Here is a 22,886-nt window from a genome sequence, read left to right as displayed (position 1 = left end):
CCGAAAAGCACCGAAGCCTTTGGACAACGTGTGTCCAAAGGCTTCGGGTTTATCCGGGTTGCAGAGTTGGGCAATCAGCGATTCTTTACGTACTCGTCCCAGTTGATTTCTGCCTGCGGACGGGCCAGTTGCCGGAAAATGGTGCCCCGATCGATCGTTACATCTACGTTCTGGGCGTTAAGCCGATCGTAGCGACGCAGATCGACCCAGCGGTGCCCCCAGGGCTCGGCCCAGAGTGAGTACCGGCGCTGAAACAGAATTTCGTTGATCAGTGCATCGCGGGTCGTAGCGCCGGTGTAGGGACCAATGCTGGCGGCTGTCCGCACCCGGTTGATCGCGGCAACGGCGGCCGTTGTGTTGCCTAACTGCGCGTTGGCTTCGGCCAGGATCAGAGCCAGCTCTTCGCTGCGGATAAACTTAACCTCGCTCGTGTTGACTGGAAACCGCCGGTCCTGAAACAGCCCGGCCAGGGACGTACCGTCGGCGGTAACCGCAACGGGCGCGGTTCGCCGGAAGAACTTGGTCCGTACCCGCGCATCGCCGGGGATCGTGTCCCGCAGCACCGACGGATGAACGACCATCATGGTGGTTACGTTGGCGTTCAACACAAAAAACAGCGGGTTGAACGAGTCGGGAGGAGCGCCGTAGGTATGGGCCGGTCCCGCGTCCAGACTACCCGTTGCGTTGTAGAACGAGCTGTTTACGGCCGAGATTGCCCCCTGCCAGTCCTGCTGGTACACAGCCAGCCGGGCGGCAATAGCGCGGTTCATCTGACGTAGGGCGGCAATTGTCCCGAATCCATTTCCGGTAAAGCCACTCGTCAGGCGCAGGGGGAAATTGCCCGTACCCGCGTTGGAGAGTTCCGTATCGCCTTCGTCGATGATGCGCTTGATCTGGGCCAGGGCTTCGTTGATGGGCAGAAAGGGACCTGGATTCTGCAAGTCGCTGACGTCGATCCGGATGCCGTTGTCGTATTGCCCCATGGCCACAACCAGGTACTGATACGCCATCAGCGTTTTGGCAAAGCCGGATACGGCGTTCTTTTCCTGATCCGTAAACGCATTGGTATTCCGAACGGCGTCAATCGTGGTCAGCGCCTGCCGAATTGCAAAATAAGGGTTCTGATACGTAGGCAGATAGCCGAACATATTGGCCGTTGCAGTGCGCCCGTTTATACCCAGCCAGTCGGTTTGCCAGCGTGGGTCGGAGGCATTGAGGTACCAGAGTTCGCGACCCATGGTGCCATACAGCATCGTTACGGTAAATACGTAGTCGCGGTGGCGCGATTCCAGCCCGGTAACCAGGTTCTGCACCTGTGTCCGCGAGGCATTCTGGGATACACTGCCCAGCGACGGGTTATTGGGATCGTTCGGGGCTTCCAGTTCAAAGAAACTGCAGGCATTCAGCAGGAGCAGCCCTGCGAGCATCGGTATGTATATAAGAAGTTTTTTCATGGGTCAATACGGCTTAGAATTCAACAACGAGATGGCCAAAGAAACGACGCTGCGTGGGGTAGGGGGCAATGTCGACCCCTGAGCCAACGGCCTGCACGCCAAACGTAGAGGTTTCCGGGTCGTAGCCGAAGTATTTCGTAAACGTCAATGGATTCTGGCTCGATGCACCGATGCGGATCCGCGACACGCGGTTGCTGAACCACTTGCCGAAAGACTGTACCGGCAGGTTGTAATAAACAGCGACCTCGCGCAGCCGGACGTACGACGCATCCTGCACCCAGCGGTCGGCGCCGTTGTGCGGAGCCAGGCCGCGCTGCCGGCCATTGGGAGTGCCATCCCCGTTGTCGTCATCGTTCCAGTCGGGCGTTGTGCCGCCCGAATCCATCAGGAACTGCGTCAGGTTGATGTTGTCGCCCCCTTGTTTCCAGTGCCAGAGCATATTGATGTCAACTTTGCCGAACAGCGTGAACTCGTTCAGCCACGACATCTGAAAATCGGGCTGGCTGTTACCCAGGACAAAAGCCCCCGTGCGTACATTCTCGGCCAGCGGGGTGTCGGTGGCATCACGTGCCGGCCGGGTTCCGACGATGGTCGTGGGCGAGAACCCTTCCTGATACAGGAACGTACCCAGGGTTACCCCAAACGCCCCCAGGTTGTACGGCGGAATACCCAGCCGGGTCAGCAGCAGGTTATTACGCCACCACATCAGCCGGGTGTTCCAGCGGAAATTGGCGAGCTGTGCCGGGACAACGCTCAGGGCCAGTTCAATCCCCCGGTTTTGCAACTGAGCCAGGTTCGTCGGAATGGTGCTGACACCAACGGCGGGCGATAGCTGCAGGTTCTGGAGGTTGCTCCGCGTCTGCTTGTCGTAATACGTGGCCTCCAGCGAAATGCGGTTGTTGAACAAGCCTAAGTCGAGCCCAAACTCCAGTTCGCCGGCCCGCTCGGGTTCAATGACATTGTTGCCCGCAGCCGTGGTGACGACTGATCCCAGCAAACCGCCGATATTGGCCGAGTTGAGTGGGGTGAAGGTTGTACCGAAAGCCGGTACCCCCGCCGTTTCGCCGTAGGCTACGCGGGGTTTGATCTGCGAGAAAATCTTGGCTAGACCCGACGACTGGATGAAGTTGAAGTTGGCCAGGTTGACGGCCAGCGAGGCTTTGGGAAACGCCCAGAAGCGGTTGGCATCGCCGATAAGTGTCGATTTGTCGAAACGAATGCCTGCCGTAGCAATGATTTTATCCTCCCAGTTGGCTTCCTGCTGGGCAAATACGCCTACGTCGGTAACCGACTGGAACCGCTGGTCAAAAATCTCCTGGACCGTTCCCTGCCGCAGGTTGTTCTGCCCCCCGGCCAGACCCCGCGACCGGTTGAGCAGGCGGTCCTCCCGGAAATTCAGACGAACAACCCCTACCTGTGACGTGAGGTTGACGCGGCTGACGTTCCAGTTAAGTACCAGAGCCGCCTGCAGGTTCGTGTTAACGTTTTCGGTTTTTCCCCAGATTACGTCGCCCGGGTTGCCCTGCGCCCGCTGGAATTGTAAATCCTCAGGCAGGTACACCTGTGTCGTGTTCTGCGCAAAATCCAGCCCGCCCTGGCCGATCAGCTTCAGCACGGCCCGCTCCGATTTGTAGAGATTAGCCGTCAGGTTGAACGACTGAATGAAGCGGTTTACGTTGGAGTTGTTAATGCCCCGATCCGTAACGGCCACCGGATTCTCCGAGAAATACGGGTTGTCGGGATAGCGACCGCTGGCATCCGGGAACAGGCTAAAATAATTGGGTACGTAGGCGATGTTGTAGCCGATACTGGCCCCGGAGTTGTTCTGGTTGCCGGTGAACCCCCGGTCGGTGTTGCTGTTGATGTAGTTGGAGCCAACCGACAACGTAATGTCCTGGGTCAGTTTATGATCGATGTTAGCCCGGATAGAGTACCGTTTGAAGCCCGTCCGCCGGATGATGCCTTTCTCGTTCGTGAAGGCTCCCGAAATGTAAAACCGGGTTTTGTCGTTACCGCCCGACAGGCCCAGCCGTGTGTTCGACAGCGGGGCCGTATTGCCATAGAAATACTTTTCGTAGTCGTACGTCTGCCCATTGGCCGCCCGGAACCGATCCAGTTCGATCGGCCGACGGGCCGCGGCAAAGAACGTATTGATCTTGGCCTCCGACCAGCTATCAACGCCCAGCAGCCGCTGCGCTACGGCAAATCCGTAGTCCTGCGCAAAGGTCAGGCGGGTTTTGCCGGCGGTGCCCCGCTTGGTGGTGATGATGATAACACCCGCGTTGGCACGAGTCCCGTAGATGGCCGCGGCTGAAGGTCCCTTCAGTACCTCGACCGTTTCGATGTCGTTGGGGTTGATATCGGAAATCCGGTTGGCTGCGTCGTCCTGGGTTTCAACGGCCGATGCGCCGGTCAGGTTGCCCCGGCCAGTACGGTTCACGGCGTTGTTGGCGTAGACGCCATCGATGATATACAGGGGCTGCGAGGCTCCCACCAGCGATGAAATACCCCGCAACTGAACGGAAACGCCACCGCCCGGTGCGCCACCGTTGGTGTTGATGTTTACGCCCGTCAGTTTGCCGTAGAGGGCATTGTCAACGGTTTGTATCTGCGTTGTACCGATCAGCTCCTTGGCCGAGACCGTCGATATGGCGTTGGCGAGGTTCGATCGTTTTATGCTGGTTGCGAGCCCCGTCACAACCACTTCTTCCAGATTGGCAACGTCTTCAGTGAGTGTAACATTCAGGGTGTTGCCTGAGCCAACGGCTACTTCCTTGGATTGAAAACCAATTGACGAAAAGACCAGCGTAGCATTGCGCTGCGTGACGTTGAGCGTGTACGTTCCGTCGGCCGTACTGGTCGTACCGGTAGAGGTGCCTTTCACCACAATGTTGGCCCCCGGGATCGGCGTACCGTTTTCTGATTTGATTGTACCACTTACTGTTGTCTGAGCAAAAGCGACTGCGTGTAACAGGCACATCCCCGACCACAGCACAAACCTGGCCAGCAGGCGATAGGTAGTTGTTCTCATGAATGGATATGTTTAGGTTGATGATTTATACCCAATATGGGTGTGATATATTGGGCGCATTAAAATAGCGTTAAAAACTAGATTAATAAAATAGTATGTAAGAATATGAATACAATTTGGGTATAAACGCAACGCGGTGGCCCCCAATCGAAGGCCACCGCGTTACGTATATACAATACCTATAATTACTTATGTAAGGCCGCGGGAAAACTACAGGCGGCCGATAGGAATTTATCGCTTCTTGTTCCGGGAGTCGAACGGCTTTTTATACGTCGATTTTTTGGCGTCTGGTTTTTTAGGAGCCCCTACCAGCTTTTCGGCCAGATCGGGGCGGTTCAGCTTGTTCAGCCGATTCCGAATCCAGTCCCTGAATTCAGGTTTATACCAGAAGAAGTAGCGGTTCTGCGCCTGTTTTTCGTCGCGGGTTTTCGCCGTTTTGACCGGCTTCAACGTGTACGGATGAACTCCGGAGTAGTATATAACCTCAGCCACCGTCATGGGGGTGGGCGTAAAGTCCTGCACCTGTTCGAGCTGGAAACCCATATCCTTGGTTTCAGCGGCCAGGTTCGCCATGTCCTGCTCTTCGCAGCCGGGGTGCGATGAAATGAAGTAGGGAATCAGCGGCTGCTTCAGGTTGTGCTTATCCTGAATCTTGTCGTATTTCTTCTTGAACAGCTTGAAGTACTTGAACGACGGTTTGCGCATGATCCGTAGCGTATCATCCGACGTATGCTCCGGCGCTACCTTCAGCCGACCCGATACGTGGCGCGTAACGAGCTGCTCCATGTATTCGTCGTGGTTGCCGTCTTCATTGTTCTTGTTGAAATCGTCGACCAGCAAATCGTAGCGCACACCTGAACCCACAAACGCCTTCTTAATCTTCGGGTTGGCGTCGACCTTGCGGTATAGCTCCGTCAGCGGTTTGTGCGACGTATCGAGGTTCGAGCAGATCACCGGGTGAATGCAGCTTGGGCTCTGGCAGCGGGCGCAGATCGACTCATCCTTACCCTTCATTTTGTACATGTTCGCCGACGGTCCACCCAGATCGGAAATATACCCTTTGAATTCCGGGTGCTTTGTGATTTCGTCGACTTCCTTCAGCACCGACTTCTCACTTCGCGAGGCAATGAACTTACCCTGGTGCGCCGAAATCGTGCAGAAGCTACAGCCGCCGAAACAGCCCCGGTGCATGTTGACCGAGAACTTGATCATCTCGTAGGCCGGAATCGGACCCCGCTTTTTGTATTTCGGGTGGGGCAGACGCGTATACGGCAGATCGAACGATTTGTCGATTTCGGTTTCGTCCATCGTTTTGAACGGCGGATTGATCACCAGAATCTGGTCGCCCACCTGCTGCGTAATCCGGTTGGCCTGCCACTTGTTCGACTCCACCTCCACAATCTTGAAGTTGGCCGCGTACCTGATCTTGTCCTGCAGGCAGACTTCATGGCTGGACAGTTCAACCGTTTCCCAGTTGTTGTAATCGCGGAGGTCGCCGGTTTTGGTATCGTGCAGAAATGCCACCTGGTTGATGGTCCGCATCGATGAAAACGGCACCCCTTTCTGTACCAGTTTCAGAATCTCGCGCAGGGGTTGTTCACCCATGCCGTACACGAGCATATCAGCCCCCGAATCGACCAGGATGGAGGGCATGAGCCGGTCCTGCCAGTAATCGTAGTGAGTGACCCGGCGCAGCGACGCTTCGATACCGCCGAGCAGCACCGGTACGTCGGGATACAGTTCCTTTAGGATTTTTGAATACACGATAGTCGCGTAGTCGGGGCGGAAACCCGCTTCGCCACCGGGCGTGTAGGAGTCATTGGAGCGCAGGCGCTTGTTGGCCGTGTAATGATTGACCATCGAGTCCATGCACCCGGCCGTAACCCCGAAGAAGTATTTCGGGCGGCCAAATTTCTTGAAATCGCGCAGGTCGTCTTTCCAGTTCGGCTGGGCGATGATGGCTACGCGAAAACCTTCACTCTCCATAATCCGACCAATCACAGCCGTGCCAAACGCCGGGTGATCCACATAGGCATCGCCCGACACCAACACGATATCGACTTCGTCCCAGCCTCTCTTCTCTACTTCCTGCTTCGTCAGCGGTAACCAGTCGGTAATTGGTCGTTCAAACATGAGTACGTGCAATAGTCTACCTGAGAAACATCGAAATTACAAAATAATTCCATCCACACGGGCCTGAACTGTCGTTTTTTAGCCGCGTGCGTCTGGGTTATTTAGTTGGCAGCGAATGAATTATGGGGAATTGAGAATTCTATAAATCTGGTTGAGAGAAGCGCTGTTCAAACCGTAGCTGCCGCACTATGACTGAGTGCGGCACTCGTTGTCTTTATCCAGTTCCGTAACCAGGTCAACCATCGTATCGATGACCATCTCCATACGGTCGTGGCCAACAATGGCGTCGAAGTGGTTACGGGCTTCCTGCATACACTCCCGCAGCGCGACGAAAAGCTGCTTCCCGCGCTCGTTGAGAAAGATCACGCTCGACCGGGAATCGGTCGGGTGTTTCTGCGTATAAATATACCCTTCGGTTTCCAGCAGACTGACAATTTTACTCATCATCTGCTTGGTCACGCAGGCGCGTTTGGCCAACTCATTATTTGTAATGCCTGTTTCGTTGATGTTAGCCAGAAACATCAGGTAGCTCATTTTGAAATCAGTATAACCCATCGCGTGCAGGCGGGGCTCAATGAAGTTATCCATGAACCGTTTCAAACGCCAGATCAGACGGCCCAGGGCCCGGCCCCGGATGAGCTTAAACTCCTCAAAGTCAAACGCTGTATTGTCTTTTTCGACGATCATATTGGCAAAATAAAATAATTCGCATGAATTCACGAACAATGTCTGTACAAATATAGTCAACTTTCTTGACTATGTAGTCAACTCGGTTTACTTTTGCGACAGGATAGTCAAATAGGTTGACTACATAGTTTATTTTCAACAAGCATCCAATCAGCAAGCAGATATACGTTCATGGCAACCGAAGAACCCAATTCATTTCGCAAGAACTTATTCCGCATCATCATCGGCATTGTGTTGCTGGCGGGCGCCTTCTACGGCTTTCAGTCATACCGCTACAATCAGAAGTTTGAAACAACCGATAACGCTCAGATTGAAGGTAGTTCAGCGCCCGTTCTGGCGCGGGTGTCGGGCTACGTTCAGGAAGTAAATGTAGCCGACTACGCAATGGTTAAGAAAGGGCAGGTCATTGCTACCATCGATCCGCAGGAATACGGTGTGGCTCTGCAGCAGGCGGAGGCCGATTATCAGTCAACCGTGGCTGATTTGCAGACGGCCCGGGCAGAACTGGCCAATGCCCAGGCGAACCTGCGGAACGTACAGGCCGGTCTGAAGGTAGCGCAAACAAACGCCGAGGTGCAGGAGATCCGTCGCGATAAGGCCCGCAATGACTTGAACCGCGACCAGAACCTGTTCAAAGAGCAATCGCTGACCCAAAAGCAGCTGGAAGATTCGCGCAACACCGCGCAGGTACAGGCCAGTCAGTACCAGGCCACGGTTGAGCAGGTGGCGCAGGCCCGTACGACCCAGGGCGTAGCGCAGGCGGCTATTCAGCGGGCGCAGGCTAACATTCAGAAAGTGGAAGCGCTGCTGAAGGTGAAGCAGGCAGCCATCGAAAGCGCGAAACTACGCGTCGGTTATGCCCGGATCGTGGCCCCCATCGACGGCAAGATTGGCCGGAAAAACGTAGTGGTAGGTCAGTACGTGCAGCCCGGTCAGAACCTGATGACCATCGTCGCCGACTCGACGTTCTGGGTGGTTGCCAACTTTAAGGAAACCCAGCTGGAAAAAATGAAGGTCGGGCAGCCGGTCAACCTCAAGCTCGATGCCTATCCGAACCTGGACATCAAGGGGAAAGTCGTATCGCTCTCGGAAGCGACGGGGGCCCGGTTTGCCCTGCTGCCCCCCGACAACGCGTCGGGAAACTTCGTGAAAATTACGCAGCGGGTGCCGGTTAAAATCGAAATCCAGAATCCGCAAAAGTACAAAGATCAACTGCGGGCAGGGCTCAGCACAGAAGTCGCTGTTCAGGTAGGTAATTAACAGAAGGAGGAAGGGAAGAAAGGGAGGAGAGGGGGAAAGGGGGCTCAGCGGTTCCATTCACTCTTCGCCTTTCCACCCCCTCCTCCTTTTCTCCCTCTCTAAATCATGGCACAAACTGGATTTCGGCGGTGGGTCGTCGTCATAACGGCTGTTTCGGCGGCTATTATGGAACTGATCGACACCTCCATCGTCAACGTCGGCCTGACCGACATTGCCGGAAACCTCGGCGCCACCATCGAGGACGTTTCGTGGGTGGTTACGTCGTACGGCATCGCGAACGTGATCGTGATTCCGATGACGAGCTTTTTGCAGGGGTATTTCGGTCGCAAGAATTACTACATCGGGTCGATTATCCTGTTTACGCTGGCTTCCTACGGCTGTGGGGTAGCCCCGGACCTCTGGACGCTCGTCGCGTTCCGCTTCCTGCAGGGGGTAGGCGGTGGCGCCTTGCTGTCGACCTCGCAGGGAATTATGTTCGATGCCTTTCCGCCCCAGCAGCGGGCACTGGCTTCGGCGCTGTTTGGTCTGGGTATCGTGCTGGGACCAACGTTCGGCCCGACGCTGGGTGGCTACATTATCGACAATTACCACTGGAGCTGGATGTTTTACATCAACATTCCGGTGGGCATTCTGGCGGTCTTTCTGAGTTTAAATTTCATCGAGAAGAAGGAGGATGAGTACGATATTGACCGCAGCCGGATCAGCATCGACTGGACCGGGATTCTGCTGCTTACCGTGGGCGTTGGTAGTCTGCAATACGTACTGGAGCGCGGGGAAGCCGACGATTGGTTCGAGGACAACATCATCCTGTACCTGACGGTGGCTGCGGTTATTGCCATACCGTTGTTTATCTGGTACGAACTGCGTGGTACCAAAACGCCGGTGCTCAACCTACGGGTGTTGAAGAACCGTAATCTGGCGCTGGGGGCTTTTCTGGTCTTTGTGGTTGGCTACGGCTTGTTCACCTCCGTGCTGCTGTATCCGCTGTTCGTACAGCGCGTGATCGGCTATACGGCTACTAAAACAGGGCAATTGCTCATTCCCGGTGGCGCTATTGCGGCCATTTGTTTCCCACTGGTAGGGCGGCTGCTGGCCAAGGGTGTATCACCCCGCTACATCGTGATGGCCGGCTACATACTCTTTGCCATTTTCTGCTTCATGATGTCGGGCTATAACGCCGAAACAACCGACGGCTATTTTACGCAGGCGCTGCTCATTCGTGGGGTCGGGCTGGCGTTTCTGAACGTACCGCTCATTAACTCCTCCGTCTCGACGCTGAAACCGGTTGAATTGCCGACCGGTATTGCGTTCACCAACATGACGCGGCAACTGGGCGGAGCGTTTGGGGTGGCGATTACCAACACCTACATCGCGCAGCGGTCGGCGTATTACCGCGTCGATCTGGTAGCGAACATCAACCCGGATAACCCCCTGGCAACTGACCGGATCAACAGTATGGCGCAGGCGCTGATTGCGAAAGGCGTTAATTCGCTCGACGCCATAGCGGGCGCGTACCGTACCCTCGAACTGGCCATTCAGAAACAAACGCTCCTGCTGGCCTACCTCGATACGTTCCGGCTGGCCGGGGTGTTTTTCATCGTGTCGTTTCCGCTGCTGTTTCTGTTGCAGAACAAAAAAATGGATGCTGCCACGGCCAAAGCGGCCGCTGAAGCAGCGCACTAAAACTGGTCAAACTCTCGTGACAAACGCAATGAAATTAGTTTATATAGTCGTCGCTACGCTGGCAGGCAGTGCTGCGTACGCTCAGACACAACCGGTGCCGCTGCCCGACGAACTGCGGACGCTGATTCAGCAGGCCAACGCCAACTATCCGGTTCTGAAACAACAGGATCAGCTGATCCGGGCCGGTGAGTTGCGGATCGATGTCGCCCGCACAGCCCTGCGGCCGTCGGTCAACCTGAACGGCAATTACACCTACATCACGCCGGTGCCGCAGGTTACGTTTCCGGTCAACGGGCAGGAGGCTAATCTGAAGCTGGCCCCGAACAACAACCTGAACGGCAACGTCGGGATTGGGCAGACAATCTATGATTTTGGTCGGACGGAGGCTGCTGTCCGGCAGGCAACCGACAACGTACAGGTGCTGCGCCGGACCTACGAACTGACTCAGCAGACGCTGGGCTATCAGGTGGCCTCGGCTTACTACGGGGTCGGGTTTCTGCAAAAGAGTCTGGCTGTGCAGGATTCGGTGATCAAAACGGCAAGTGCCAACGTTCGGCTGCTGTCGACGCGGCTGCAAAACGGCGATGCCCTCGAATACGACGTATTGACGCAGGCCGTACGGGTGAAAGCCGCCACCAACCGCCGGATCGAGATCCAGAACCAGTTGGAGCGCCAGCTGGCCCTGCTGACGTACCTGACGGGGATTCCGAACCCGAACGTAAGTCAGGCTGTAAATCAGTTCAACGCCGGGGTGGCTGCGGCAGGCGTACCGGCCGCCGGTACGTCGGTTCAGCCGTTTAATCTCAGCGGGGATGTGCAGGGTGTACTGGCCGGCAACAAGGATGTTCAGCTTGCTCAGGAGCGGCTGCGGGCCGCTGAGACCGACATCCTGGTGACTAAGCGGGCCGGGCAGCCCAGCATCGCGTTCAGCGGGTCGGCGGGTTTTAAAAATGGCTATCCGCTGGAGGTGGAGAAACCACGGGCCAACATGGCGGCCGGTATCAACATCGTAGTACCGCTCTATGCCGGGAGTCGCTATTCATTGCAGAACCAGGCGGCTCAGCTTAATCTGAACGCCAGCCGATACGCCCTCGAAACGGCCAACGCTCAATTGCGGCAGAGTATCGCGCAACTGAACGCCGATATCCGAAGCAACCAGAGCCGCCTGCAAAACCTTGAAACGCAGGTGCTTCAGGCCCGTAAGGCGCTGGACATCGCCAATGCCCGGCTGCGCAACGGCGTGATTACAAACGTTGAATTGCAGAGTGCGGAAACGGGCGTGGAAGAAGCCGAACTGGGCCGGTTGACGTTCCAATACCAGTTGTTGCTCAATCAGCTCGAACTGAAGCGGCTGCTCGGGGAAAGCCTGCAATAGACTTGTTAAAAATTCTAAAATTGACTACGTCGCCACATACCAAATTTCGTGCGGAAGAGTTAGTAGTAACGTAAGCAGATCACCCATCAACCTTAAAAAAAACCGCTGAGTATGAAAGAGCGCGTTATCCAGCTACTCAAAAATTTTGGCATCCAGGAGTCGGCCCTGGTCGAACAGGCCGGCCGGCCACTGCATTTCAACCGCGATCTGGGCTTTGATAGCCTCGACAGTGTGGACCTGATTATGCAGCTTGAACAGGAGTTTGGTATCCGTATTCCCGACGAAGATTACCCTAAACTGACCACGCTACAGGGGGTTTATGACTACCTGCAAAACGAACAGCAGGTGGCAGAGGCCGAAGTGGCCTGATGGTAGTCCGCTCAATACAACCGAAAAGCCAGGCCTGGATGCCTGGCTTTTCAGTTTTTACAGCTCCATGCTAACCAGTGAGCTCCCCCGCAGCACCGGAATAACGTCGTAGAGGTCATGCTGCAGACAGTAGGTGATGTCGCGCTGAATGCCCAGGCGCTGCAACCGCCGGATGTGCGACGAGTTGGCGAGGTAGCTGAGCAGGTTGTCTTTACCCTGCTGGTACAATCGCCAGGCCATCAGGGCGCTGTCTTCGGCGGTCATGAAATGGCTCTTCATCCGGTCAACGAGGGCGCCCGCAAACAATGTGTCCTCCAGATTGACCTTACCCTTCCAGCCCGCGCATAGCACCAGCACGTCGTACGGTTCCGAACGAAGATACCGCGCAATGGCTTCCAGATTCAGAAACGAACCAACCAGCACTTTCACCGCCGACCGCGACCGGGTGATGGCATACGTACCGTTGGTGGTGGTCATGGCCACTTTTTCGCCCCGAATCATCTCCTGCATATACGTAAATGGCGAATTATCCAGTTCGAAGCCGTCCACTTTACGGGCGTTACGCTCGGCTGCGGCCAGGTAGCCGCGTTCCTGCCAGAGCCGGCACTCGTCGATGGTGGCCACGGGAATGATGCAATCCACTCCGTAAGCAAAAGCCGTTACCATGCAGGAAGTCGCCCGGAACACATCGGCCACGACGACAATGGTGTTGTCCATCCTGTGCAGATGCAGGAGTTCCGGCGTCAAACAAACGTCGATTTGTTTCATAGTTGTCAGAACCGCACAGGCGGGCCTGTGCGGTTCAGCTTATTTTTTTACAAAGGGTAGCTTAACAACCTGCGCTTTGAGCAGCCGGTCGCGCACGTTGACGAAGAGGTCGGTGCCGGGTTTGCTGAAGGCCGTCGATACGTAGCCCAGACCAATGCCTTTTCCCAGCGTGGGCGACTGCGTACCGGACGTTACTTCGCCGATTACGTTGCCGTCGGCATCGCTGAGGGCGTAGTGGCTGCGCGGAATGCCGCGGTCGATCATTTCGAAGCCGACCAGTTTCCGGCTGACGCCCTGCTCTTTTTGTTGTTTGAACCGGTCTGCCCCGATGAAGTCATGGGTAAATTTGGTAACCCAGCCCAGGCCGGCTTCGATGGGTGAGGTCTCGTCGGTGATGTCGTTGCCGTACAGATTGAAGCCCATTTCGAGCCGCAGCGTGTCGCGGGCCCCGAGCCCGATGGGTTTGATGCCGTAGGGTTTTCCGGCTTCCAGAATCGCCTGCCAGACTCCTTCGGCCTGCTCATTGGCGACGTAGATTTCAAAGCCGCCCGCGCCGGTATAGCCCGTAGCCGATACGATGACGTTGGCCGCTCCGGCAAAATCCGTTTTCTCGAAGGTATAATACCCCATCGAATCCAGTTTGGCCGGAGTCAGGGATTCGAGCGCTTTGGCCGCCAATGGCCCCTGCACGGCAAACAGGCACATCCCATCGGAGATATTGACCATATCGACCTGACCGGTATTGTGCCGGCTGATCCAGTTCCAGTCTTTTTCAATATTCGACGCGTTGACAACGAGCATGTATTCGACTGCACTGATCCGGTACACGAGCAGGTCGTCGACAATGCCGCCCTGGTCGTTGGGGAGGTAACTGTACTGTACCTTACCGTCGTAGAGCGTGGACGCATCGTTGGCCGAAACGCGCTGGATCAGCTCCAGCGCACCTTCGCCTTTAAGGATGAACTCACCCATGTGCGATACGTCGAAAATCCCGACCGCGTTACGGACGGTGTTGTGTTCGTCGAGATCGGAGGTATAGCGAACGGGCATTTCGAAGCCCGCGAACGGCACGATCTTCGCGCCTGATTGCTGATGAACGTGATGGAGAGGAACTTGCTTCAGGGACATTTAACCGGGGATTATCCGACAAATTTATCGAAAAATGGGGATAAACCGGCTAAAGACCCGAATAGAACAAATATGAGTCAGCTAGCCGCGCTTTCGGGCGACGGTATAAGAAAGACCAAACTGAGGGTGAATGTAATAGCCTTTGTACCGACGACTGGAGAAACCATCGGAAAGCGTACGTACGTTATACTGAAAGCCGTAGCTCAATTCGGCACGGAGGGCAGGAGAGAGCCCAATGCTTAAGCCCGGCATAAACAGCGCCGACCGCTGAAGCCCTGGTTCCTGCCTGGTAACACCCGGTGAAGTCAAGGTTCGGCGTTCAAACTGATAGGATAGCTCAACGAAAGGTGATACGCGAGTTCGCGTAATCTGCCAGTGCACCATAGGTCCGGCACCGAGGGTTTGATAACCAGCTTTGCCAAACCACTCACGGGTGTACAGACCAGACACCCCCAGGAGTAATTTGTCGGCTACGAAATAGCCTGCATTGAGTTGTGCATTGATCCGATTTCGGAATAAAATGCCGCGCAAATAGCCGCCACGGGCAGTAAATTGCCAGTTACCCCGATCAAACGATTGGCTAAAGGCAGGGCGAATGGGCTCCTGTTGGCTACTTGCTTGAGCGTTGACGCAGCAAGGCAATAGAAGGCAGAGATACAGGACGTTTTTCATGAGGATAGGAGGTTGACTCGCCTAAAACGTCCGTTTGTTGATGGATGATATGTAACTCTATATTAAATTTTTTAACGCACCGTTACAGGCTGACATGGCATTGACGACGGTAAGATCATTACTGAGAAACCGGCTGCGCGACGGCCCGCTTTTTAAACGAAAACCGGTAGCCAACACCCAGACCCGCCATACCGCTTATACCACCATCGATCAGATCCGCGTACCCAATTCGGCTGTGCAGCGATATGTTTGGTTTGATCAGGTACTCGTATTCAACCGTCAGGTGGTAGCCAAAATCATTCGCCTGACGGCGCTCGCGCTGCACCGATGTGGTGGCAAGGCTACCATCCGGCAGCCGGACCAGATAATACCCGGCCAGTATGTTGTCGTCGCGGTACCAGAGCGAGGGGCCGGCTCCTACCCGCAACGCATGGCGATTGGTCGGTAGAAAGTCATAGAGGAACGTAAGGTCGCCGGTTATCCGGGTTCGCTGGTCCTGGCCTAAGGGTACGTCCGTAAACGTCTGCTGATCGGCCGAATACGTCAGGTAGCCAAAGCTGGCGGCAATGACAAACCGGTCGTTGAGAAAATGCCGGGCAGCCTGAACACTGAAACGCAGGCCTGCATCGTCCGGGTTGGCCAGCGTCATATAATCTACGGTTGCCCGCACCGAGTTTTTGTGCAGGGGAAACTGGGCGTACGTGAGTGAGGCATTCAGGAAGAACAGAAACAGTAATGTTTTTCTCATAGCGTGGTTAAGTATAAGTAGTCACCCACTGGCTGGCGCGTCGACCGATTCCGATGACCCGACCAGCCGCTATACATGATGACGTAAAGTAAGCGATCCGCAGCCAAACAAATAGACAGGAAGGCTTCTTCACGCCGGAATATTATTGAAAGGAAAAGTTGATGGGCAGATTGTACCTTACCCGTACCTTGCGGCCCCGTTGAATACCCGGTTTCCACTTGCCGCTCATTTTTTCAACAACCCGGATCGCTTCTTCATCTGCCCCAAAGCCGATCCCCTGCCAAACCCGTACGTCGGAAAGGGTGCCGTCTGTATTCACAACAAAACTAACCTGAACCCGCCCTTGTGCCCGTGCTTTCTGGGCCTCGGCAGGATAGCGGAGATTTTGCGACAGAAACTGGCCCAGCGCCTGCATACCCCCCGGAAATTCAGGTTGCTGCTCAGGAACGGTGTAGCGTAGTGTATCGGCGCCAAACGTAATTGATTTTCCACGCTGGCAGATGCCTTTGTCATACACCTCTTCGTAATAATACGAGCCATCTTCGTAGCTGCCGGTCCAGACGCCCTGTTTGAGTCCGTCAACCACCTGTCCTTTTTCAACGAACAGCGTCTGCTGAGCCGTATCTTTTTCAGAGCGCTGGTTGTCAGTCAATACAGCCAGGCCATTGCCTTCTCTGACAAGGTGTTCGCCCGAACTGTTCCATAAACCCATTATTTTTCCAGGTGCAATCGGTTCCGGGGCTTTATTGCTTCCTGGTTTGGGAGTAGGCCCGACCAGGATCTGCCGAAGCTGCCCATTGGGAAACCACGACGTAGTGACTACCTGCGTGTCGTAGGGCTCCCGCTTTTCCAGCAGGACGCCGGACGGGGCATACTGAAGCGAGGTGCCGACTGCGCGCCCTTTTTCATACGACTGCTGGCTGCGGATTATGCCCGCTTCGTCAATCTCGTACACGATACCTTCCCAACTGTTCGGTCGGGATTGGTAGCCGGCCAGAAACCGGCGCTTCTCGGTTGCTTTGCTTTGTTTTACCTCTTCCCGGACTAACCGTAGCCGGTTGTACTCCTGCCAGGACTTGCCTTTGCGCTCGAATACCACGACGTCGGCGGTGGGCAGCCCGGCCGAATCCATCGGACTTACCTGCTTGTAGCGGACTTGCTCCGTGCTGTCGGGAAGCTCCTTAAAATCCTTGTCATAATAGCTGATGGTTGCGCCGTCGACATACAGAAACGGCTGGTTGGACTTGAACAGAATCGGGAATGTGACCTCCTGCCATACCGGTTTGTCGGCTTTCCGGGCGGGCGCCCAGTTTTTATACAGCGAAAACACCCGCAGGGCTTCGCGGTCGCAGTCGGGCCGTAGGGACTTGATAACCTTTACATCTGTCGGAGAACCATCAGCCTGAATAACGGCGCTGAGAATCACGCGGCCAGTGATGTTCTGCGCCCGGGCTGGTATTGGTTTGCGGAGGTTCGCCTGAACGAACGCGTCGAGGTATTGCGTGCCGCCCTGGGGTTCGGCTGGTTTGTCAACTTCAAAGGATTTAAAAACTTGTTGTTGAGCAAACAGGGGCAAATGGAAGAGAAAGAAAAGCGAAAGGAAACTGATTTTCATTGGTTGGTTCGTGATGTAGCTAATCGCAAATTAACCAAGAATAAGAACGTAACAGAATACGTACAAAAGTTTAATTATTCGATAACGTAGCCAGCGACGAACCCAGTGCCAGCCGTTCTACACCGGCCGCTACCAGCTGCTCCATCTCGCTTTCTGAGGCCCCATCCACTACAATTTTGACCCCCACCGACGAAGGTACTATGCGTCTGAACGTCAGGGCGTCGTCGATAGTGAAACCGCTGGTCAGATCTACGCCGGTCCGGTTTTTGATGAAGTCGGTGCCGGCGTCGGCTGCGAGTTTGATCAGGCTGGTCAGCTGCTCCCGATCCAGCAGCGACGACTCCAGGATGACCGTGAACAGTTTTTCCTCGGCATGGGCCAGCGCAACCAGTTTGACTAGTTCGATCTTCAGCCAGACCGATGTTGGAGAGAACAGCGCCGAGGTGTTCAGCACCGCTTCGATTTCGCTGGCTCCGTCTTTAAGCGCCCATTCGACTTCGGTTTGTTTGGCTTCCGTGCGCTGGTAGCCGTAGGGATAGCCAACGACCGTACTCAGCACGGCCGGGTGCGAATCGCCTAGTTCGCGCCGGAATTTTTTGACCCAGAAAGGCGCGACCGTCAGCCCGGCCAGCCCCAGCTGCGTGACTTCGTCCATGGCTTCGTACTGCTCGTTGATCGTTACATCCGGATGCAGCAGCGTTCGTTCGATGTAGGGAAAGAGGTGGTTCAAAGGCATGGGAATTGATCGTATACGATAAGACCAAACCAGGGGCTGCGTTGTTTGCGCTGATCAGCTATAGTACGATAAAAGCCCCGAAATCGGGGCTTTTGCTCGTGTACGAATGGTGGCGATATGAAGCCCTGTTAATCAGTCTGGCGAATGTTCCCCCGGATTTCTCCGTTCGGGAATTGCGCCGAATGCAGATTGGCATACGTCCGCCGGGCATACATCTCGTCCTGCTGGGCCTGCGTAAGCGTAGTTTGTCCGACGATTGGCGAGGTCAGCGAGGTAAAGCCAATGGAAACCGGCCCGTTGTTACCCTCGGCTGTGGTAGCCGTTACGGAATGGATGTGCCCCATAGTCGGCGTAAAGCCCTGGTAGGCTACCGTGTAGCTCAGCACCCGCGTTACCCGGTTGTAGTTGGCTGCGTAGGTGCCGGTAGCTGTCGAGCTGGTTGGCGGCACTTCCTGACCACCGTTCAACGTAGCGCCAAACGTATCGTTCGGATCGTCCGGGGTCGAATCGTCGTCGTCGTTGCAGGAAATCATCAGGATTGGGGCGGCCATCAGTGCCAGGGCCATGAGCAACTTTTTTGCATTCATAACGTAGTGATGTTTAGTTGGATAAAGCAATAAGCACACGAAAGGATGTTCAAGTCATATTTCATGTGTCTTTCTTCTAACGGGTCGTTCGGGACTTTTGTTGAGTTAGTCCGGTCATTTCTATCAACGAACCTCCGCTAATCTTCGTGAAAATAACCCGCTGAAAATCAGAAAAGCGGGCCCTCTGTAAAGGAAACCCGCTTTTACGGCTGTCTGAAAAAAATTAGTTGAAGTACTTTAACTTAACGACTTCTTTCGGCTCCAGGAACCGCCACTTACCCCGCGGCAGGTCTTTCTTGGTCAGCCCGGCGTAGGTGGTGCGGTCAAGTTTGGTTACCTCATACCCGAAGTGTTCAAAAATCCGGCGCACGATCCGGTTCCGGCCGCTGTGCAGTTCAATACCGATCACCTGAGCGTCGGGCGTCACAATGCTGAGGGCGTCTGGTTTGATAAACCCATCTTCCAGTTCGACTCCCTGCTGAATGGCTTCGAAGTGCTCTTCCGTGACGGGCTTGTCGAGTTCGGCCTGGTAGATTTTCCGGATGTTGTTCGACGGGTGCGTCAGCTTGTCGGCCAGTTCGCCGTCGTTGGTTAAAAGCAGCAGGCCGGTGGTGTTACGGTCCAAACGACCGACCGGATACAGCCGAAAGTTACCCGCATCGGCGATGAGCTCCATTACGGTACGGCGCTCTTCCGGATCGTCGGTTGTCGTGATATAGTCTTTCGGTTTGTTCAGCAGGACGTACACCAGTTTTTCCGGGTTCAATACCTTGGTGCCGAATTTAACGATGTCGCCCTGTTTCACCTTATAGCCCATCTCGGTCACAACGTTGCCGTTCACCGAGATGTCGCCCCGTGCAATGAGTTCGTCGGCTTCCCGGCGCGAACAGATACCTGCGTTGGCAATGTACCGGTTCAGTCGCGTCAGGCCCGGCTCACTGGTACGGCTGCTGCTGGTCTCTTTATCCATTTTAACCCGTTGCTTTGCCGGTAAACCATCGCGGATCGCTTCGAAGTCATAGTCCGGCGACCGGTCAAAACGACCCGTACGCCGATCGCGCGACTCGCTGCGCTGCTCGTTCGTGAACCGGTTTTCGGCATCGGGTGCGGTGGGCCGTTCAGCGCGGTCATCCTGCCGTTTCGTATACCGGCGATCATCAGTGCGGTCCTGGCTAAACCGGGGGCGATCTGAACGGTCGGCGCTCCGACGGTCGGCACCGCGACGGTCATTGTTGTCCCGACGGTCGGCGTCCCGACGGTCGTCGGAGAAGCGGGGTTTATCGCTACGTCCGTCGCGGTCAAAGCGGGGACGGTCACTACGGTCATTGTTTCGGCGGTCATCGTCGCGCCGATCAGAACGTGGTCGCTCACTACGGTCATCCCGGTTCGGGAACCGGCGCTCACTACCTGCATCCCGGCGCTCAAAGCGCGGCCGGTCGTTGCGGTCGTTATCCCGGCGATCGGCGTCGCGGTCGAACCGCCGGCGGTCCGGCCGGTCGGCACCCCGCCGGTCATTGTCCTGTCGATCGTTACGCTCTTCAAAACGGCGCTCATTACCAAATCGGTTATCGCCCCGCTCGTTGCGGTTTTCACTACGCCGTGCATCACCAAAGCGGTCCGGGCGTTCAGTGCGATTGTCGAAGCGTGGCCGGTCCGAACGATCGGCACCGCGACGGTCATTGTTGCCCCGACGGTCAGTGTCCCGACGATCGTCGGAGAAGCGGGGTTTATCGCTACGTCCGTCCCGGTCAAAACGCGGGCGGTCGCTACGGTCATTCTGCGGACGGTCGGCGCGGTTGCCGAACCGGCGCTCACCTGATTCATCCCGCCGGTCAGTCCGTGGCCGCTCAGTGCGATCGTCGCGGTCACGATTGAATCGTGGCCGGCCCTGATCATTCGTGCGGGGGCGGTCGTTGCCGGTTGGGCGGTCATTGTCCCGGTCCCGGCTGAAGCGCGGGCGCTCTGACCGGTCGTTACGGTCGCCATTCCGGCGATCGGCGTCGCGGTCGAACCGCGGGCGGTCCGGCCGATCGTTGCCCCGGCGGTCATCCCGACTGGAGCGCGGCTCGTCGTCGCGACTGCGTGAGTCCGAGCCCCGGTTAAAACGTGGTTGGCGGTCATCATCCCGACGACCCGATGAACGATCATTCGGTGGTTGTGGCTCACCATCCCGGCGGCCGTTGTCCCGGTCGTTCTGTTCAAAATCCTGATTCATGGAAACGTACAGTAATCACTACTGTTGTGAAATGTATTGATGCTGATTTTCAGCGGATTGGGGTATTTCTATAAAGAAAGGGCTGCAAAGTTACGGCTTTTGTTGGTAACTACCTGCTTCGCCTTTTACCGACAACGTTTTTTGTCAAAAAAACAATCCGGATACGCAAGAAGTAAACACAAATACGTTTACAAAAAGGCAATGCCCTTGTTGCCCCATTGCAAACCAACTGTCTGCCAGGGCAGGCATCTGGTTTGTTTTTCGTATCCTGACACAAACCTTCATCATCGACCGACACATGGCCGGCTCTACACTGACACCGCTTTATACACCCACTCCGCGCAGCCGCGAACAGTCGCTGCTGAAACGATACATGGATTGGCTCTTCATCAAAAAAGGGCTGTATTTACGTGATTACGATGACTTATGGGACTGGTCGGTAACGGACCTGGAAGACTTCTGGGAAAGCATCTGGCAATTCTTCGACGTACAGGGGCATACGCCCTACAACCAGGTTATCGTCAAGCCAGGCACCCGGTCGTCGGCTGCGGGGATGATCGGTACGCAGTGGTTTACGGGGGCCACGCTGAATTACGCCGAACACATCTTTCGGCATAAAACCACGCAGCGACCCGCCATGCTGTTTGCTTCCGAACAGCAACCCCGGCTCATGACCATGTCGTGGTTCGAACTGGAGGGGCAGGTCGCGGCCGTTGCTGCTTATCTCACCCAGCAGGGAATCGGCGTTGGCGATCGGGTCGTATCGGTGCTGCCCAACTGCCCCGAAGCTGTAGTGGCGTTTCTGGCGACCAACGCGGTAGGAGCGATCTGGTCGAGCTGCTCGCCGGATTTCGGAACCGCCAGCATCGTCGACCGCTTTCAGCAGATCGAACCGAAGCTGCTCTTTGCCGTCGACGGCTACACCTACAACGGTAAACCCATCGACAAGACCAACGCCATGCGCGAACTGCGGGTCAGCCTGCCGACGCTGCAGCGGGTCGTGTGGGTGCCGTATCTGCACCGAAACGGCCCGTATAAGACCGAAAAGCTGGAACGCTCTACGCTCTGGACCGACGTACTGGATACTCCGGCACCCGAGGGACTTCAGTTTGAGCCGGTGCCGTTCGATCATCCAATCTGGATTCTTTATTCATCGGGCACGACCGGCAAGCCCAAAGCCATTACGCACAGCGTGGGCGGGTGTTTGCTGGAGCATCTTAAAGCGCTGGGGCTGCACCAGGACGTACGGGCTGGCGACACCTATTTCTGGTATTCGACCACCGGCTGGATGATGTGGAACTATGCCCTCGGCTCCATGCTGCTGGGCTCAACGCTGGTGCTGTACGATGGGGCGGCCGGTTACCCCGATCTGAACGTGCTCTGGAACCTGGCTGAGCAGGCCCGGATCAATCATTTTGGCGGGGGGGCGGCTTTCTACCTGGCCTGCCTGCGGGCGGGAGTTCGGCCGAATCTGCTGAACCGGTTTCCGAATCTGCGTACCATCGGCTCCACGGGTTCTCCTTTACCGCCCGAAGGTTTTCAGTGGATCTACGAAGCTGTGAAATCCGACGTATGGCTGATCTCACTGAGTGGCGGTACGGACGTATGCAGTGGTTTTGTGGGGGGGAATCCGTTATTGCCGGTGTACGCCGGCGAAATTCAGAGCCGGTTGCTCGGCTGCAAGGTCGAAGCCTTTGACGAATCGGGGCGACCGGTACGGGGTGAGCTGGGCGAGATGGTGATCATGGAGCCGATGCCTTCCATGCCGATCTACTTCTGGAACGACCCCGGCAACAAACGCTATTTCAGCAGCTATTTTGACCAGTATCCCGGTATCTGGCGGCACGGCGACTACATCCGGATTACCGAACGTAACGGCGTCATCATCTACGGCCGCTCCGATGCTACGCTGAACCGGGATGGCGTTCGGATTGGAACGAGCGAAATCTACAGCGCCGTTGAGGGCCTGCCCGAAATTGCCGATAGCCTGGTGGTGGGACTGGAACAGCCCGGTGGCCGGTATTTTCTGCCGCTGTTTGTGGTACTCCGGGATGGGTATGCGTTGACGGATGAACTCGTTGGCCGGATCAAACAACAGCTGCGCACGCAGTTCAGTCCGCGACACGTACCGGATGCCGTGTATGTGATTCCCGAGGTGCCGTACACGATCAGCGGCAAGAAGCTCGAAACGCCGGTAAAGAAAATTTTATCCGGTGTTGACCCATCTCTGGCGGCCAGTAAAGACACGCTCCGTAACCCAACGGCGCTGGATGCCTTCGTTCATTTTACCATCGATAGTGAGTCCTGACGTTAACTTTTTGTGGTGCGCATATTTTTTTATCCCGATTAGGACTTTCTCCTAAACATTTAGCTATATTCCAAACGTTTAGGGGTACATACGACAGTTATTCAGGACGAGAAACGA

General features: G+C 55.8%; 17 protein-coding genes. 5 read left to right on the top strand and 12 right to left on the bottom strand.

The genetic code is table 11. The features are described from left to right. Positions 1 to 74: 74 nt before the first annotated feature. From DYU11_RS27370 to DYU11_RS27355, 4 genes are all read right to left on the bottom strand, one after another. Positions 75 to 1,454, bottom strand: a complete 1,380-nt coding sequence (locus DYU11_RS27370) for a RagB/SusD family nutrient uptake outer membrane protein (protein ID WP_119670926.1) — start codon at positions 1,452 to 1,454, stop codon at positions 75 to 77. 13 nt (positions 1,455 to 1,467) lie between these two features. Beyond that, complete coding sequence (locus DYU11_RS27365; RefSeq protein WP_119670925.1) at positions 1,468 to 4,485, bottom strand: SusC/RagA family TonB-linked outer membrane protein; 3,018 nt, start codon at positions 4,483 to 4,485, stop codon at positions 1,468 to 1,470. 231 nt (positions 4,486 to 4,716) lie between these two features. Further along, positions 4,717 to 6,618 (bottom strand): YgiQ family radical SAM protein, encoded by a 1,902-nt coding sequence (locus DYU11_RS27360; RefSeq protein WP_119670924.1) that lies wholly within the window; start codon positions 6,616 to 6,618, stop codon positions 4,717 to 4,719. 186 nt (positions 6,619 to 6,804) lie between these two features. Next, entirely contained in the window at positions 6,805 to 7,305 is a 501-nt protein-coding gene (locus tag DYU11_RS27355) for a MarR family winged helix-turn-helix transcriptional regulator (RefSeq protein ID WP_119671030.1), read from the bottom strand. A gap of 171 nt (positions 7,306 to 7,476) precedes the next feature. Between DYU11_RS27355 and DYU11_RS27350 the strand changes: the two genes are divergently transcribed. The 4 genes from DYU11_RS27350 to DYU11_RS27335 all read left to right on the top strand — a co-directional run bounded on the left by DYU11_RS27350 (position 7,477) and on the right by DYU11_RS27335 (position 11,992). Beyond that, positions 7,477 to 8,565, top strand: a complete 1,089-nt coding sequence (locus DYU11_RS27350) for an HlyD family secretion protein (RefSeq protein WP_119670923.1) — start codon at positions 7,477 to 7,479, stop codon at positions 8,563 to 8,565. A 105-nt stretch (positions 8,566 to 8,670) separates the two neighbouring features. After that, a complete protein-coding gene (locus DYU11_RS27345) occupies positions 8,671 to 10,248 on the top strand; it encodes a DHA2 family efflux MFS transporter permease subunit (protein ID WP_119670922.1) in 1,578 nt (525 codons plus the stop codon). A gap of 28 nt (positions 10,249 to 10,276) precedes the next feature. Further along, complete coding sequence (locus DYU11_RS27340; RefSeq protein WP_119670921.1) at positions 10,277 to 11,623, top strand: TolC family protein; 1,347 nt, start codon at positions 10,277 to 10,279, stop codon at positions 11,621 to 11,623. Between the two features lie 111 nt (positions 11,624 to 11,734). Next, positions 11,735 to 11,992: an acyl carrier protein gene (locus tag DYU11_RS27335; RefSeq protein WP_119670920.1), complete on the top strand. Its 258-nt coding sequence runs from the start codon at positions 11,735 to 11,737 to the stop codon at positions 11,990 to 11,992. A gap of 57 nt (positions 11,993 to 12,049) precedes the next feature. On the opposite strand, the gene DYU11_RS27330 is transcribed toward DYU11_RS27335, so the two are convergent. The 8 genes from DYU11_RS27330 to DYU11_RS27295 form a co-directional block, all read right to left on the bottom strand. Next, the gene (locus tag DYU11_RS27330) at positions 12,050 to 12,760 is read right to left on the bottom strand and encodes a 2-phosphosulfolactate phosphatase (protein WP_119670919.1); all 711 of its coding nucleotides are present in this window, start codon (positions 12,758 to 12,760) and stop codon (positions 12,050 to 12,052) included. 39 nt (positions 12,761 to 12,799) lie between these two features. Further along, positions 12,800 to 13,888: a glycine cleavage system aminomethyltransferase GcvT gene (gene gcvT / locus DYU11_RS27325; protein ID WP_119670918.1), complete on the bottom strand. Its 1,089-nt coding sequence runs from the start codon at positions 13,886 to 13,888 to the stop codon at positions 12,800 to 12,802. An 81-nt stretch (positions 13,889 to 13,969) separates the two neighbouring features. Further along, a complete protein-coding gene (locus tag DYU11_RS27320; protein ID WP_119670917.1) occupies positions 13,970 to 14,560 on the bottom strand; it encodes a transporter family protein in 591 nt (196 codons plus the stop codon). A gap of 118 nt (positions 14,561 to 14,678) precedes the next feature. Then, entirely contained in the window at positions 14,679 to 15,308 is a 630-nt protein-coding gene (locus DYU11_RS27315; protein WP_119670916.1) for an outer membrane beta-barrel protein, read from the bottom strand. Between the two features lie 142 nt (positions 15,309 to 15,450). Further along, positions 15,451 to 16,923 carry an energy transducer TonB gene (locus DYU11_RS27310; RefSeq protein WP_119670915.1) on the bottom strand — a complete coding sequence of 491 codons (1,473 nt, stop codon included), beginning with the start codon at positions 16,921 to 16,923 and terminating at the stop codon, positions 15,451 to 15,453. 70 nt (positions 16,924 to 16,993) lie between these two features. Further along, a complete protein-coding gene (locus tag DYU11_RS27305; RefSeq protein WP_119671029.1) occupies positions 16,994 to 17,653 on the bottom strand; it encodes a deoxyribose-phosphate aldolase in 660 nt (219 codons plus the stop codon). Positions 17,654 to 17,787: 134 nt separating this feature from the next. Further along, positions 17,788 to 18,246, bottom strand: coding sequence for a CHRD domain-containing protein (locus DYU11_RS27300; protein ID WP_119670914.1), 459 nt, complete (start codon positions 18,244 to 18,246; stop codon positions 17,788 to 17,790). Positions 18,247 to 18,469: 223 nt separating this feature from the next. Continuing rightward, entirely contained in the window at positions 18,470 to 20,461 is a 1,992-nt protein-coding gene (locus tag DYU11_RS27295) for a pseudouridine synthase (protein ID WP_119670913.1), read from the bottom strand. Positions 20,462 to 20,759: 298 nt separating this feature from the next. On the opposite strand from DYU11_RS27295, the gene DYU11_RS27290 reads away from it, so the two are divergent. Beyond that, on the top strand, positions 20,760 to 22,769 hold the full coding sequence (locus DYU11_RS27290; protein WP_119670912.1) for an acetoacetate--CoA ligase: 2,010 nt from the start codon (positions 20,760 to 20,762) through the stop codon (positions 22,767 to 22,769). Positions 22,770 to 22,886 lie beyond the last annotated feature (117 nt).

This window comes from Fibrisoma montanum, from assembly GCF_003583365.1.
In the GTDB taxonomy this organism is placed as follows: domain Bacteria; phylum Bacteroidota; class Bacteroidia; order Cytophagales; family Spirosomataceae; genus Fibrisoma; species Fibrisoma montanum.
The sequence above is the reverse complement of the archived record's forward strand: the minus strand, read 5'-3'. Positions and strand labels throughout refer to the sequence as shown.

What these genes read in the sequence shown, in the direction of transcription:
- DYU11_RS27310 (WP_119670915.1), bottom strand. Translation starts at nt 16,923, where the DNA reads ATGAAAATCAGTTTCCTTTCGCTTTTCTTTCTCTTCCATTTGCCCCTG.
- DYU11_RS27350 (WP_119670923.1), top strand. Translation starts at nt 7,477, where the DNA reads ATGGCAACCGAAGAACCCAATTCATTTCGCAAGAACTTATTCCGCATC.
- DYU11_RS27320 (WP_119670917.1), bottom strand. Translation starts at nt 14,560, where the DNA reads ATGAAAAACGTCCTGTATCTCTGCCTTCTATTGCCTTGCTGCGTCAAC.
- DYU11_RS27345 (WP_119670922.1), top strand. Translation starts at nt 8,671, where the DNA reads ATGGCACAAACTGGATTTCGGCGGTGGGTCGTCGTCATAACGGCTGTT.
- DYU11_RS27290 (WP_119670912.1), top strand. Translation starts at nt 20,760, where the DNA reads ATGGCCGGCTCTACACTGACACCGCTTTATACACCCACTCCGCGCAGC.
- DYU11_RS27335 (WP_119670920.1), top strand. Translation starts at nt 11,735, where the DNA reads ATGAAAGAGCGCGTTATCCAGCTACTCAAAAATTTTGGCATCCAGGAG.
- DYU11_RS27315 (WP_119670916.1), bottom strand. Translation starts at nt 15,308, where the DNA reads ATGAGAAAAACATTACTGTTTCTGTTCTTCCTGAATGCCTCACTCACG.
- DYU11_RS27340 (WP_119670921.1), top strand. Translation starts at nt 10,277, where the DNA reads ATGAAATTAGTTTATATAGTCGTCGCTACGCTGGCAGGCAGTGCTGCG.
- DYU11_RS27295 (WP_119670913.1), bottom strand. Translation starts at nt 20,461, where the DNA reads ATGAATCAGGATTTTGAACAGAACGACCGGGACAACGGCCGCCGGGAT.
- DYU11_RS27330 (WP_119670919.1), bottom strand. Translation starts at nt 12,760, where the DNA reads ATGAAACAAATCGACGTTTGTTTGACGCCGGAACTCCTGCATCTGCAC.
- DYU11_RS27300 (WP_119670914.1), bottom strand. Translation starts at nt 18,246, where the DNA reads ATGAATGCAAAAAAGTTGCTCATGGCCCTGGCACTGATGGCCGCCCCA.
- DYU11_RS27370 (WP_119670926.1), bottom strand. Translation starts at nt 1,454, where the DNA reads ATGAAAAAACTTCTTATATACATACCGATGCTCGCAGGGCTGCTCCTG.
- gcvT (WP_119670918.1), bottom strand. Translation starts at nt 13,888, where the DNA reads ATGTCCCTGAAGCAAGTTCCTCTCCATCACGTTCATCAGCAATCAGGC.
- DYU11_RS27360 (WP_119670924.1), bottom strand. Translation starts at nt 6,618, where the DNA reads ATGTTTGAACGACCAATTACCGACTGGTTACCGCTGACGAAGCAGGAA.
- DYU11_RS27355 (WP_119671030.1), bottom strand. Translation starts at nt 7,305, where the DNA reads ATGATCGTCGAAAAAGACAATACAGCGTTTGACTTTGAGGAGTTTAAG.
- DYU11_RS27365 (WP_119670925.1), bottom strand. Translation starts at nt 4,485, where the DNA reads ATGAGAACAACTACCTATCGCCTGCTGGCCAGGTTTGTGCTGTGGTCG.